The organism is Tunturibacter gelidoferens (genome assembly GCF_040358255.1).
In the GTDB taxonomy this organism is placed as follows: Bacteria; Acidobacteriota; Terriglobia; order Terriglobales; family Acidobacteriaceae; genus Edaphobacter; species Edaphobacter gelidiferens.
The window spans coordinates 1,189,185-1,203,741 of sequence record NZ_CP132938.1 but is presented as its reverse complement, the minus strand read 5'-3'; the positions used below and the strand labels follow the sequence as shown (position 1 = coordinate 1,203,741).

The following is a 14,557-nucleotide window of genomic DNA, read 5'->3' as shown; positions in this document are numbered from 1 at the left end:
GCTGTATGGAATGGAGAGCGTCAGTGAAAAACAGAATAACGACATGCGGTCAGCGATTCGGTCTGGCAGCGTTCACCTTTGCAGCGGGGATGGCTCTTTGTACAAGCGATCTCCGGGCTCAGGCTACAGAGCCGAATCTGCAGACGGCCGTAGAAAATACACAAGCCACGCCGGATCATCAAACAGCCCAGGATCAGAAGATTCAAAAGCTCCAGGACCAATTGGAGCAAATTCAGAAGCAGCTGATGGAGCTCAAGCAGGCTAGCTCCTCGGCTCCGGAGACCCATCACACCACGACGGCGAAGGCATCAGCTGCCGCGCCCGATCTGAGTGAAGCGGAACCGGAGGTCACCGACCCCGCCAGCCCGCACTCAGAGCCATTCGCTTTTGCCGATTTCACCTGGCTCACCGGCAACCCACGGACCAAGGACACGCCGTATGCAACCAAGTTCTTCACACCTGAGATTCGCTCGGATGTGAGCTACACCTACGACTTCCGCCATCCGCAGGACGACACCATCGTCGGATCAAGCGAGGTCTTTCGGTCCAGCGAGGTTGCACTGACGGACCTTGGAATTGGCGGCGACTTTCACTATAACAATGTGCGCGCCCGCGTCTTGAGCCAGATCGGTCTTTACGCCACGGCAACACCGCGCAATGATGCCAGCTCTGCGCGCGGCCAGTGGGACCTTGCCGACGCCTATCGTTATGTTGGTGAAGCAAACGCCGGCTACCACTTCAATGTGCAACACGGCCTGAACGTGGATGCTGGCATCTTCCTCTCCTACATCGGACTGTTCTCGTTTTACCAGTTCGATAACTGGGCCTATCAGCCGTCCTATGTGTCGTCAAACACGCCATGGTTCTTCAATGGTGTGCGTGTGCAATGGTTTCCCACTGCCAAACTGAAGATCGAACCATGGTTCATCAACGGCTGGCAATCCTACGGCCGGTTCAACAATCGACCCGGTCTGGGCGGATCGATCCTTTATCGGCCAAACGGAAATTGGTCGATCGTCGGCAATCAGTACGGCTTTGGAGAGGATGCGCTGGGCATAGGCTCACGTACCCGCTACCACACCGACGACAGTGTTCAGTACAAGTACTACGAGCGGCCCGACTCCTTCCTTAGTAAGGCCGCCGCAACTCTGACCGGCGACGCAGGCTGCGAGAGCGGCGGCGGCGTGAGCTGCTTTGGCAACGGGAAGACTGGACCGAAGCAGAGCTTTCTCGGCTTCATGGCCTACAATCGCTTCTGGTTTGATCGTGATCGTTTTGGCCTGACACTCGGCGGTGGACGCATCAACAACCCAGGCCGTTACCTGGTCCTTCTTCCACCGATCAACGGAGCGACCGCTGCCTCCGGAACACCCTACTTCACCGAGAACCCGGGTGATCCGTTCAAAGCGTGGGATGCTTCTGTGACTGCCGACTACATGCCGAGCCAGTACTTCACCTATCGGTTGGAGTACAACCATCGCGCCGCAAACGTCCCCTACTTTGCCGGACCCGGTGGCGTTACGCCGCCAGGCGGGAACACCGGTGCACTAGGTTCTCTCGTTCCAGGCTGGAGCCCGGATCTTCGTAACAGCGAGAACCGCCTGACGCTGGCATTCCTCATGAAGTTCTAGACGCCGATACACCCGTAAATGCAGTTCAAGAGAGCCTCCGGTCATCGACCTGAGGCTCTCTCTTTTTGTCGAAACGACTCACTGCGCTACGGGTGACTCTTTGGTCGGTGATCCAAGCTCAGGCTTGTCCAAGCCTCGAACAGTCGCACCGATCTTCCCCTGTAGATCGAACACGATCACTTCGTTGCTTCCGTTCACCATCCATGGTGCCGGTGCGTAGAGCGTCTTCTGTGGACCGATATTCCAGATGCGGCCCAGCGCGTGGCCGTTGAGCCAAAGTTGCCCCTTTGTAAATTCGCTGGTGTCCAGGAAAGTATCGCCAACGGCGCTTAGTTTGAAGCTGGCGCGATAGAAACAAGCGCCTTCGCAGGGCTCTTTTGAGAACTTCAGGCTGGCAGTGTCCTTCAGAGGCAACGGATAAATCTCCCAGCCTGTTAGCTCGTTTCCACCTAACGTCACCTGCTTTGTAATGCCGGCACGTTCGCCACCGATGGCTTTGCCGAAGTTGATCCGGCCCGTATTCTCCACCAGAATATCCAGACGTGCATTGCTCACTACCGCGGGAACCGTAAGACGATCCTGTTTCAATCGTCGATCCAGCGTTCCGATCAGTCTGCCGTCCAGATAGATCTGGGCATAGCTGTGAAGTTCATCAAGAATAAGCTCGCTCTGCGCCGCTGCCTTCAGAGCGGTGCGGTACAGAATGTAGCCATAGGCCTGGTCGACATCTTCCATGCTCAACGGATGCTCCGATCGGATCGGCGCGGGCAGGCTCTTCCACAACGACACTGATTCAACAAATTTCATCTCAGGAGTTTGGATCGCCGGTGCAACCGCAGGCACTGTAGGCGGTGTGACTCCAGTGGACTTTGCGATGATGTCGCGAAACACGAAGTACTTCGGTATGGGCCGTCCGCTTTCATCCAACGCGGCGTCGTAGTCGTAGCTGGTGACGTCCGGCTCATAAGTTCCCGGTACATCTCCGTTGGCTCCATTCATGCCTCCGAAGCTTGTGCCGCCGTGAAACATGTAGAAGCTCACGGAATAACCATGCGCCAGCATCCACTGCAGATTGTCTGACTGCTTATCCGCGTGTGTGTTCGCGTGGTCTGCGCCCCAGTGATCAAACCACCCGGCCCAGTACTCGCTGTTGATAAACGGACCGTTGGGACGAACCTTTTTCAGCGTCGCAAACGCCCGCTCTGCTGCACCATCTTCTTCGCCGCCAAAGTTGATCCCAACCGGAAGCTCGGGCAGCGAGCCATCCTGCACTTTCTCCGGGCCGTCGGCGGTGTACAGCTGCGACTGCGTGAATCCTGCATCGATTAGAAGCTTGTGAATCTGCTCCATGTAAGCGTGGTCATTGCCGAACGATCCGTATTCGTTCTCCACCTGAGTCAGGATGATCGGACCGCCGTTACCCACTTGCAACGGAGCCAGTTCCTTGCCCAGCCGCGCAATCCATCGTGCCACTGGCGCCATGAACTTCGGGTCGCTGGTGCGCACCTTTGTGGTGTGATCCTTCAGCAGCCACGACGGATAGCCGCCGAACTCCCACTCCGCGCACACATACGGACCTGGGCGCAGGATCACATAGAGACCCTCCTGCTGAGCCTCACGCACAAACTCTGCGATATCGTTGTTTCCGGAGAAGTCGAACACACCCGGCTTCGGCTCATGTACATTCCAGAAGACGTACGTTGTGATTGTGTTCAATCCCATCGCTCTCGCCATTCGGAATCGCTGACGCCAGTAGGCTCGCGGAATTCTTGGATAGTGCATCTCCCCCGAGATCACCTGAAACGGCTTGCCATCCAGCGCGAAGTAATCGCCTTCCACGGTGAATCGATGCGCCTTTGGAGCCTGCGCGAATCCGTTGACACTAAGAAGGCCGGCAAGCAACAAGACGAGTAGTCGCATTCAATCCTCACACACGCAACATTGATCGAAGCCCGCGGTAGTCTGCGAGCCTCGAAATCATCGCCAATTCTACGCGGTTACACCGGGAACGGATTGCGCTCTTTGAACTGAACCTGGTGCCAGTACGGATAGGCCTTCGGCAACTCGCTCGCTTTGTCGAGTTTAGCCACCTGTTCTTTGGTCAGTTCCCAACCGATGGCTCCGAGGTTCTGCTTCAACTGCTCCTCGTTTCTTGCGCCGACAACTAGAGTTGAAACCGTAGGCCTCCGCAGCAGCCAGTTCAACGCGATCTGCGGTACCGTCTTGCCGGTCTCCTTCGCGATCTCGTCGATGGCGTCGACCACGGTGTAGAGATACTCTTCGGGGACCTGCGGACCTGCATCATTCACGATGTTTGAATTCAGACGGCTGTCCTTCGGTATGCCAGTCTCGCGGCGGATCCTGCCAGTCAAACGTCCCCAACCAAGCGGCGACCATACCAGGGCACCCACACCCTGGTCGGCAGCCAGCGGCATCAACTCCCACTCGTAGTCGCGGCCAACGAGAGAGTAGTACACCTGATGACCAACATAACGCGACCAACCATAGCGCTCGCTTACACTCAACGACTTCATCAGATGCCATCCCGAAAAATTGGAGCACGCGATGTAGCGGATCTTGCCTTCGCGAACGAGGTCATCGAGCGCACGCAGTGTCTCCTCCACAGGCGACGTCGCATCGAAGGCGTGAAGGTGATAGATGTCGATATAGTCGGTGCCGAGCCGCTTCAGCGAGCGCTCCGCTGACTGGATCAGATGGTAGCGGGATGACCCCACATCGTTCGGTCCCTTGCCGAGCCGAAAGGTCGCCTTGGTCGAGATCATCACATCGTCACGATTGTGCTTCGCCAGAGCCTTGCCCAGCGCCTTTTCGCTCTCACCGTCCGAATAGACATCTGCCGTATCGAACAGGTTCATCCCCGCATCCATGCAGATATCGACGATCCGGTTCGCTTCCTCCTGCGTCGTCTCCGACCAGGCCTTGAAAAACTCGTTGGCAGTGCCAAACGTCCCCGCACCGAAGCATAGCTCCGGCACCTTCAAACCCGATTTACCAAGTTGTCTGTATTCCATTCAGATTGAGATGCAGCCAGCACCCATTTCGCTCTAAATTTTGAGCCTTCACATTCGGCCTTCGTGATCGAGGCCGCTCACGGGTCGCTGGAGCTAAATCACCCGAATGTAAGTCAAGTAAGTCTGACTCTGTACTGAGGTAAAAGGCACCATCTTCACCGGGCCATTCAAACTCTGCAGCATCCATTCCTCGCCCCCGGTCTGCTGTATGGCAAGCGCGTGCGCACTGCTCGCCGCCACCGGCTCCGAAGCTAGTGCAAACAACACCCTCGGTCCGAACATCACCGCGACCGTCTCAGGATGTGCCTCGTCCAGCATCTCGAGCCGCGGCTTCATTGGCAGTTCCAGCTTCACCGTATCGCCGGTCCGCCATTTGCGTTGAACCGTGGCAAACCCCGACGCTACCGCCATCTGGACGGAACGACCATTCACCTGCAGCGTGGCTCCATCCGCCCACGCCGGAATCCGCAGCTTGAGTGCAAACGAAACCACGTGCGAGGTCTTCATGCGAAGGCGCACCTCCGGCGTCTCCGGATACGTTCCTTCCAGCTCCATCTCGATCTTTGCGTTACCTTCGTTCCACCGCAAAACAGAAGGCAGATAGAGATTCACCCACACCGCTCCGGGTTCGTGAAAGTATCCGTTGATCCAATAGTCAGCGGCGGCCTGCGGCAGCGTCCCCGAGCAGCAGGGCCACCGATGATCCGAATATACCCGCTTGCCTCCAGAGCCCAACGCGTCGTTCGGCGTGTCCGCCGTGTCCGCCGCATTATCTATCGAAGATTGCGAATGATAGTCCGCGTAATAAAAAGCGTGTCCATCGGGCTGCAGCGGCATGGCTCCAAGAACGGTGTTGTACATCACGCGTTCCATGCTGTCTCCATAGCGCCCCTCGCGAGTGCAACGCAGCAGATAACGCGTCAGCTTCATGTGCGCATAGGCTCCGCACGGCGTCTCGAAGCTATTGTGGCTTTTTGCGAGGCTTGCGAAGACCTTCCCCGATCCGGGTGCTTGCAGCATCTCGTCCGGTCCCCATCCACCGGTCGCAAAGCTCTGGGCGAGAAGCATGTCGAAGCCGTTCTTCGCTGCGCGCAGGTGCTTTTCGCTTCCGCCGACCATGTGCGCCTGCATCGCCGAGCACAACGCATTCACGTAGCTGTACGCATGCTTGCCCCCCAGCACGTTCTCTCCCCGTGCAAGCGGGTCGAAGTAGCTCGCGTCGTCCAGGTAACGCTCCGCCATCTCGCGATACGCGGTCCCTTGCACTCCCATTTGTGCCGACACAAGATACAAATTCTCCGGCAGTGTGTAACTCTCATCCCAGACCCAGGAGACATCCTTACCCTCCCGCCAGACCACCTCCCGGTCTACTGCGTGCCCTGGCAACTCCGGCAACGCGGCCTTTCGGGTGCGCTCGAGAATCTCCAACGCATCGCCGTCCCCAGCAAGCCGGTGCGCATCCATCAACCCACACACAAGCTTGTCGAAGCAGTAGGCTGGAAAGCGGTTCTTTGCGTAGTATTCGGTTGCAATCGTCTGGGCGTAGAGGCGGTTCAAACGCACAGCTCGTTCACGCAGCGCCGGATCGCCAGTGATCGCATGCATTCGCGACAGGGCCGATACCCATTGGCCAAACGTTGCACTCGGAGCCAACCCTGCGTCTTCTTTTCTGTAGTCGTAGTCCGCCCGGTACTGATACCACCCGCCGATATCTTCGCCCGGCGCATCCTGTCCCACCATCTTTCGGAAGGGCATTAATAGACTGTCATCGCTGAGTCCCATCAGAACGGAGCGGGCGTTCTCCATCTGAGCCAGGTGTGGCGCACTCTTGAGCGTTACCTGTCCGTAGCCCACCTCTTCCAGCGGCCGCGCGGCAAACGCAGCGAACCCAACCTGTTGCAACGCTCCGCCTGCCACCACAGCGGCCCCGCCTCGCAATAGCTCCCGTCTGGATATCTTGAAGCTCACTCCAGCATTCTCCGCCCGGGTGGATAGATCTGTCACGTGCTGGGATGAACGAGGCCGATCGCGACTCTGAAGATTAGCTCGCGTAGTGCATGACTCCGCTTTAAAAAGCATGTCATCGTTCGGCGACGCAGGTTACTGAGGGCCACTTCGCGTATTGCGCATGTTGACCTTGCAGGCGGCGGACTCCAGCGGGTGCCGCCACCATATCTGGAAGTCGCGTGTCACATCTGTCAGACACATCGAGCGAAGTTCAGCCTGAACGTCCGGATCGCGGTCGGTGAAGTACGGAACATGTGTCGTGTCCTCGACCACCACCTCGGCAGCTCGGACGTCAGCAAGGATCCGTTCGCGGTCTGTTGGAAGCTGCTGATTGGGCATCAGAAACCATGTGTCGGGAGAGCCGACGGTGGGGTAGTAGTTGTGAACTCCGGTCGCATTCGACATCATCAGCACCTTGTGGTTCGAGGCGATCTCGAGAATCTTCGCCATCTGCGGACCGTACTCAGGTTCTGCGTAGAGGTTCTTCGTGATCGGAGAGCGGTGAGTTTCCTTCCACGCCGTCAGTGTGGCCCTGGCCTGCGCTGCCTGCGCACACAATCCGACGCAGATGAAGAGAATCAGAAGACGATTTTGCCAAGGAGGAGTCGCGAGGATTGAGATACCGAGCAGGACACCTGCTGCGACGATAGGATCGTAGATAATATGCTGCCCGTCACCCTTGTAAGCGACAACGGCAAAGAAGACCTGCAAGGCCGCGCAAAATGCAACGACCGCATACTTGGGATCGGGTCTACGGGTGCGCACCATGGTCACGAAGGACTGCACTCCCATGACAATCAACGCCAGCGTGCTGAGGATCCACCATGTGACTGGTGTAACGATGTAATACGCGATGTAGTACTTGAGACTGTGTCCGGCAGGGTGCAGGAACGTTTTGAGGTCGCTGTAATCCATCTTGCCCAACCCGTAGTAGAACTTGACGCCCAGCATGGGGAACGCCGTCGCCACGGCTGATCTGAAGCCAAAGAACGCACTCAGGCCAGCAAACAATAAAACGTAGGTTAGTACACCGGGAGCGAACCGCCGGACTAAAAGTGAGATTGAGCGGTCGCTGTTAAGCCACCAATCCGCCGCGATATATAGAGCGAGAAGACCGGTCAGAAGCAGAGGTAGCGACGGAACGCTGAAGCAACCAATCACGGAGACTGCAAGGGCAGCGTCTGCTCGCCCCTCCAAAAGAAAGAGCAGGGCAAACAGCATCGACAACTGCACCAGCGAGTAAGGAAAATTGGGATTCACCCACAAAAGAAATGGAGTGACCGTGATAACAGCCAGGAGGTAAAGCCATCGCCTGGAAACGTAGCGCAGGAAGAGAGACCAAAACGCGGCCATCAGGATGAGGACCACGATGGTGCAACCGATCATCGGCCAGTAGCCTCGTCCGAACATCGCAAACAAGACGTGCTGGATAAAAACCGGGAGAAGCCCGTACTGATAAAAGGCATCGACTCCCAGATGAAGATGTTCAGCCAGCATGTAATCGAGGTTGAGGAAATTACTCCTGTCCGCGAAGACCCAGAGATAGTACGAAAAGAAGATCGGCCACGACAAAAGGTCGAGCGCTAAGAAGCTGATCAATATGACAAGAAATCCCGTTACCTTGCCTGGCGCACGGCTGTCTTCGAGCATCATCCCCCCAACGAGCTAGGTGGTTATCGAACGGACTGTAGCAGGCTGACCGTGCCAGATCAATCAGTAAATGCAGAAGACCCCGGTCAATGACGATGGAGTGGTTACTCCACCGGCTTATCCACCTGCGACTGATAGACCTCTTCGACCCGTGCGACCGTGTCAATCTCGCTCACCGGCTTGTCTGTCCTGATCTTCAGTATGCGTGGAAACCGCAGCGCAAAGCCGCTCGCATGACGTCCGCTGCGCATAATGTTGTTGAACGCTACCTCCAGCACCATCAACGGTTCGACCGTGCGGAAGAATCCCTGATCTTCGAGAGTGTGTTCCATCATCCATGCGCTCATCTCGGCAATCTCGACATCGGTGAGACCCGAATAAGCCTTGCCCACATTGAGTAACTCGCCATCAGCTCCTCGCACCGCAAACGTGTAATCACTCAAGATCCCTGCACGCTTCCCATGCCCAAACTCCGCCCCTGTCACCACAACATCCAGCGTCGCCAGTTCACGCTTTAGCTTCACCCACGCGAGGCCACGCCGCCCCGGCTGATACACAGACCCCGCCGCCTTCAGCATTACGCCCTCGTTTGCCCGCGCCCTCGCGTCTGAGTACGCCCGGTCAATATCCTCGGCCGACTCCACCAGGCGCGACGGCGAGATCATCAGTCTCTCCATACCTGCGCTCTCCTCACCTGCAAACAACACCGCCTGCGAATCGCGAGCGCGTTTATCAACTATCAGCGGCGACACCACCCGCTCAACAAGCCGCTCCACCGCCGCCTCCAACCGATTGCGCCGCTCACGCAACGGGAACTCCAGCAGCAGTTCGCCATCCTCGCACATCAGGTCGAAGGCCATAAACACTACCGGCACCTGCTGACGCCATTCGTTTGAAACCCGCTTGCGTCCGATCCTTTGCCCCAACACCGCGAACGGCAGCGCACGTCCCTGTTCGAAGTCCCACCCCAGAATCTCACCGTCCAAAATCAGCGAGCCCGTCGCTCCGCTTACCTCCGAGCAGACCTGCGCAAACGCCTCCTCTAACTCCGGAAAGCTCTCTGTCACATCTTCCTTGTTGCGAGAGTAGATCGCCACCCGCCCTGGCTGACTGGCATCTCCGCAGTGCACCTGCGCCCGCATGCCGTCGTACTTATCCTCGAGAAACGCTTCGATACCCTGCGTCTGCTGAGCGTTCGCCGCCGTCTCATCTCCCTCCTCCGGTATGCTTTTTGCAATCACATCTTCCGGGGGAGCATCCTCAAACTCCTCGGCATCGACATCGAGCTTTTGCGGGGAAACAACCTCACCAGGCGTGTCGCCTTCAGCCTCCACGGCGAGCGCACCGGCATCGCGGTCAGGATCGAGCTCCATCGCCCGCCTCAGACTGTCCTCCGCCTTTTTGCTCTTTCGCGGCTTCTTAGTTTTTACGACCGGCACCTTTGCAGGCTTCTCGGTGAATCGCTCCACCGCCTCCTCCGGCGTCTCGACCGGCGAGGCCAGCATGAATCCCAGCGGATGAAACAGCCGCATTCTCGCCTCATTCAACGTCCCGGAAAACGCTCGGCGCACCGCGCTGCCGAGATCCGCCTCCAGCATCACCGCTCGCCGCACCGCCTCCACCGAAGCTCCAGCCGCGACGGCGATCGCCTCCTCCACCAGGCTCTGCTTCACTCCAATCCGCATGTCGCCGAGCATCAGTTTCAGCAGATACTTCGCCTCGAGCGGAGTCGCCCGCCGCAGCAAACCTTCGACCAGAGCCGCCCGAATCGCCGTCGTCTTCGCCACCGCCATCGCCGCAAAAGCCTCGGCTACCTCGGCAAGCGATAGCTCAGCCGTCTTGGCCGCACCGGCAGCTCCGGCAGCGACCAGCAGATCGTATGCCGCGGCACCCATATCCCCATGCCGCCGATAAGCTAAAGTCAAAGCCTGATCGCTGGCCCCGCTCACAGCCAGCAGCGTCTTCGACAACAACGCCCCGCCAGCGTTCAGCTTGCGCGAATCCGCCTCCGCAAACGGCGTTCCGGCAACATACAGTGCAAACCACCCCGCATCTTCACCTTCGGGCGCAGCTTTATGCGCGGCCGCAATCGCCGCTGAGATCGCTGCCCGCTTCTTCAGGCGCCCAGGCTCACCAGCCAACTGCTCCGCCAAGTCCGCCACTGCATAAAATAAAGCCATTTAGAAGCAGACCCCTTGCCGAAATTGAGTTCAAAAATGGAACTTCCCTGTAAAAGATGCATTCCGCATCATCCAGGTCAGGAGTAACATCTAAATAGACATGAACGCACTTGCAAATCCGGTGTACACCCCCAACGTGACCGAGTCCCCCGACCGTCACGACTTTGCCTAGCTGCGCCTATCCTTTTCACCCGATTCTCCTGATCCCTTATCACTTTCAATCAATGGAGTAGCTATGTTCGACCGCCTCGACCAACTCGAAGCCCGTTACGAAGACCTAGGCAGGCAGATGTCCGACCCGACCCTGGTCAACGACCAGAAGAAGTTTCAGGCCATCGCCAAGCAGCACCGCGACATGGAACCCACCGTCGAGAAGTTTCGCGAGTACCGCAAGATCAGGGACGGCATCGCCGAAGCCAAAGCCATGCTCGCCGACCCCGACCCCGAAGTAAAGGAGATGGCACAGGCCGAGCTCGACACGCTGGAGCCGCGCCTCGAGCCCGTGGAAGAGCAGCTAAAGGTTCTGCTCCTCCCGAAGGATCCCAACGACGAGAAGAACGTCATCCTCGAGCTGCGCGCCGGAACCGGAGGCGACGAAGCCGCACTCTTTGTCGCAGAGGTCTTCCGCATGTACATGCGCTTCGCCGAGCAACACAAATGGAAGGTCGAGATCCTCTCCCAGACCGAATCCGGCATCGGCCACGGCCTCAAGGACATCACCGCTATCATCGAAGGTGAAAACGTCTACTCGCAGTTGAAGTACGAATCCGGCGTACATCGCGTGCAGCGCGTTCCGGCGACCGAGACGCAGGGCCGTGTCCATACCTCAGCGATCACCGTTGCCGTGCTGCCCGAGGCCGAAGAGGTCGACATCAAGATCGAAGCCAAGGACCTGCGCATCGACACCTTCTGCTCCTCCGGACCCGGCGGCCAGTCGGTGAACACGACCTACTCGGCCGTTCGCATCACGCATCTGCCAACCAACACCGTCGTCAGCTGCCAGGACGAAAAATCACAGATCAAGAATCGCGAGAAGGGTATGCGCGTCCTCCGCGCCCGTCTCTACGAGGTGGAGGCCGAACGCATTCACCAGCTCCAGGCGAAGGATCGCAAGCAGCAGATTGGCTCCGGCGACCGCAGCGAGAAGATCCGCACCTACAACTTCCCGCAGAACCGCCTCACCGATCACCGCATCGGCCTCACCAACCACCAGCTCGCTATGGTCATGGAGGGTCAGATTCAACCCACCATCGACGCCCTCATCGCGCACTACACCGCCGAAAAACTTAAGGCCGAAGCAGAAGCTGCCTGACCTGCTTCACGCCTGCCCCAGCAACAGACGACGAGGCGGCTGACCTGGTATTACCCGCACTCCACGGCGAGAATCCATGTCAGCCCCTCCAAGAGGACCGACCTATGATCAGGCAGCACCGGAGCGGCCACAGCTCTGCCCGTCCCGCGATGCACCTCGTCCTCTTCGCACTTGTCTTATTCCTTTTCGTACCCCTCCTTCACGCGCAGCCCGATACCAAAACACCACCCTTCAACGGCATCGCCCACGTCGCGCTTCGTGTCCACGATCTCGCCAACTCCGTCGCCTTCTACGAAAAACTCGGCTTCGAACAGGCCTTTGACCTTCGCAAAGACAATGTCCCCTATGAGTCCTTCATCAAGATCAACGACACGCAGTTCATCGAACTCCACGCGTCCACCCCAACGGATACCGACACCGGCTTCCTGAGCCTCTGCTTCGAAGGCGCAGACGTCCAGGCAATCAACGACAACTACCTCAGCCACGGCCTCACCCCCACACCCGTTCGCAAAACAGATACCGGGAACCTGCGCTTCATCATGGGAGGCCCCACCCAGCTCTCCGGGCCGCAGACCATCGAGTACACCCAGTACATGCCGGGCTCACTCCACAGCGAAGACCAGGGCAAGCACCTCGGCCCGGACCGCGTCGCCGAAAAGCTGATCGCCATCTCGCTCCCCATGGCCGACCCCTCCTCCGCACGCGACTTTTACATTAACCAGCTCAACTTCAAGCCCATCGCCAACGATCCGATGAGTCTTCACATGCCCGGCGAGAGCGGTCAGGAGGTTGAAATCATGCCTGCGACCCCTGGGAGTCACGCACGCATCACCATGGAATCGACCAATCTCGGCAAGGCAGCACGCCACCTCCACAAAGAAGGCGTCTTCACCGTGAAAAACGGAACCACCCTCACTGTGATCGACCCCGACGGCAACGTCCTGATCCTCGAAACCCGCTAGCAACCATCTCCCCTCTGCTACCGTAAAGTCACGCATGCGCCTCTCTTCACTCTTCGCACGCACACCTCTCGCCTGCCTACTCGGATGCTTCGCCACTGCCCTGGGCCAGCAGCCCGCCCCCGCGCTCGACCAGATCCTCTCCCGCGTCGAAGCCAACACCGAGCAGTACAAGGCCACCGTCCCCAGCTTCCTCTGCGACGAGCGCATCAGCTCACAGGAGATCCGTGACGGCAAGCTCAAGCACGAAACGACTGTCGAAGCACTGTTCCGAGTAACTCGATCCGCCTCACCGGCTGGCTCCCTCGAAGAATCCCGCGAAGTGAGGTCGGTCAACGGCAAACTATCGAGCGGCAAAAAACTCGACATGCCCATCTCGTTCAACGGCGGCTTCAGTGGCGCACTCGCGAAGTTCCTCTCTGCTGATCGGCGCGAGTGTTTCGACTACGGGGCGGATCCCGCTTCCCCTGCACCTCCCGGCACCGAAGCCTTCACCTTCACCGCTCGCGAGGCCGCCGCGAAACAACCTGCCTGTGTCTCGATTCAACCAGGCACCACCGGCAAATTTGTCGTCGACGCCTCCATGCAAGTCACGCACATCGAACGCACAGTCCCTCATCCCATCGGCAAAGATCAAACCGTTCTAGGCACAGCCTCCGTCGACTACGCCCCCGTTACCCTCAACGGAAGATCCTTCTGGCTCCCCTCCACCATCATCGCCTTCACGACAGAGACCACAAAGACGAACGCCTTCCGATTCACCGCGAAGTACACCAACTACCATCGCTTCGCCGCCAGCTCAACCATCCTCCCCACAACCTCAGACTCCACCCAGCCGCAGTCAAGGTAGCCGTCAGTATGACCCTTCGCCAGGCCATTACGAACGCCGCTGCAGAGCTGGCCGCCAATCCACACCTCAGCGAACACGCCCACCGCGACGCCGAGCTCCTCCTCCTCCACACGCTGCAGATCTCCCGAGTGACCCTCATCGCCCATCCCGACCGCGATCTCTCTCCCGACCAACACTCCCTCTATCAAATCGCCATCAACCGCCGCCTCCAGCTCGAGCCCATCCAGTACATCACCGGCGAGCAGGAGTTCTACGGCCTGCGTCTTCACGTCACCCCCGCCGTCCTCATCCCTCGGCCCGAGACCGAGCATCTCGTTGAAGCCGTCCTCAAGCTGCTCCCCGCGAACCGGCCTGTGAAGCTCGTCGATATCGGCACCGGATCGGGAGCCATCGCCATCGCACTCGCCGTCCATCTTCCGCTCGCCGAGATCACAGCCCTCGACCTATCCTCCGAGGCTCTCGCCATCGCAGAGCTCAATGCGCGAGAACACAACGTAGCCAATCGCATCCACTTCCTTCAATCCGATCTACTCGCCGCCGTCCAATCTCCTGGCGAAACCTTCGATGCCATCGTCAGCAACCCGCCCTACATCCCAGAATCCGATCGCACCACCCTGCACCCTCAGGTTCGCGAACACGAGCCCGCCACCGCACTCTTCGCAGGCGAAACCGGCCTAGACATCTACCGCCGACTCATTCCGGAAGCCCTAAGCGCACTCAAACCAAACGGCATACTCGCCTTGGAGATCGGCCACGGACAGCAGAAACCGCTCACCCACCTGCTCGCCGGATGGAACGACGTCAGCTTCGTCAACGATCTCCAGCAGATCCCACGCGTCGCCCTCGCGCGCAGGCCGAACTCCTTCCACCCGGAACACTAAAATCTGTCACAATGAAACCCTCTACTCTGTTGTTCGTATAACAGTTGGAGCCTGT

General features: G+C 58.5%; 10 protein-coding genes. 5 read left to right on the top strand and 5 right to left on the bottom strand.

The annotated features are described in order from the left end of the window. Positions 1-23: 23 nt before the first annotated feature. Positions 24-1,631: an outer membrane beta-barrel protein gene (locus RBB81_RS05560; RefSeq protein WP_353073006.1), complete on the top strand. Its 1,608-nt coding sequence runs from the start codon at positions 24-26 to the stop codon at positions 1,629-1,631. A gap of 78 nt (positions 1,632-1,709) precedes the next feature. Here RBB81_RS05560 and RBB81_RS05555 read toward each other — a convergent pair whose 3' ends face one another. The 5 genes from RBB81_RS05555 to RBB81_RS05535 form a co-directional block, all read right to left on the bottom strand. Continuing rightward, positions 1,710-3,551: a glycoside hydrolase family 35 protein gene (locus RBB81_RS05555; protein WP_353073005.1), complete on the bottom strand. Its 1,842-nt coding sequence runs from the start codon at positions 3,549-3,551 to the stop codon at positions 1,710-1,712. Positions 3,552-3,628: 77 nt separating this feature from the next. After that, positions 3,629-4,663 (bottom strand): aldo/keto reductase, encoded by a 1,035-nt coding sequence (locus tag RBB81_RS05550; protein ID WP_183790531.1) that lies wholly within the window; start codon positions 4,661-4,663, stop codon positions 3,629-3,631. Between the two features lie 93 nt (positions 4,664-4,756). Then, positions 4,757-6,631, bottom strand: coding sequence for a beta-L-arabinofuranosidase domain-containing protein (locus RBB81_RS05545; RefSeq protein ID WP_353073004.1), 1,875 nt, complete (start codon positions 6,629-6,631; stop codon positions 4,757-4,759). A 132-nt stretch (positions 6,632-6,763) separates the two neighbouring features. Beyond that, positions 6,764-8,323: a hypothetical protein gene (locus RBB81_RS05540; protein WP_353073003.1), complete on the bottom strand. Its 1,560-nt coding sequence runs from the start codon at positions 8,321-8,323 to the stop codon at positions 6,764-6,766. 101 nt (positions 8,324-8,424) lie between these two features. Continuing rightward, a complete protein-coding gene (locus RBB81_RS05535; protein WP_353073002.1) occupies positions 8,425-10,500 on the bottom strand; it encodes an ATP-dependent DNA ligase in 2,076 nt (691 codons plus the stop codon). A 235-nt stretch (positions 10,501-10,735) separates the two neighbouring features. On the opposite strand from RBB81_RS05535, the gene prfA reads away from it, so the two are divergent. From prfA to prmC, 4 genes are all read left to right on the top strand, one after another. Continuing rightward, entirely contained in the window at positions 10,736-11,812 is a 1,077-nt protein-coding gene (gene prfA / locus RBB81_RS05530) for a peptide chain release factor 1 (protein ID WP_353073001.1), read from the top strand. Between the two features lie 104 nt (positions 11,813-11,916). Further along, positions 11,917-12,774, top strand: a complete 858-nt coding sequence (locus RBB81_RS05525) for a VOC family protein (protein WP_353073000.1) — start codon at positions 11,917-11,919, stop codon at positions 12,772-12,774. Positions 12,775-12,808: 34 nt separating this feature from the next. Beyond that, on the top strand, positions 12,809-13,621 hold the full coding sequence (locus RBB81_RS05520) for a hypothetical protein (protein ID WP_353072999.1): 813 nt from the start codon (positions 12,809-12,811) through the stop codon (positions 13,619-13,621). Positions 13,622-13,629: 8 nt separating this feature from the next. Next, on the top strand, positions 13,630-14,502 hold the full coding sequence (gene prmC, locus RBB81_RS05515) for a peptide chain release factor N(5)-glutamine methyltransferase (RefSeq protein WP_353072998.1): 873 nt from the start codon (positions 13,630-13,632) through the stop codon (positions 14,500-14,502). Positions 14,503-14,557 lie beyond the last annotated feature (55 nt).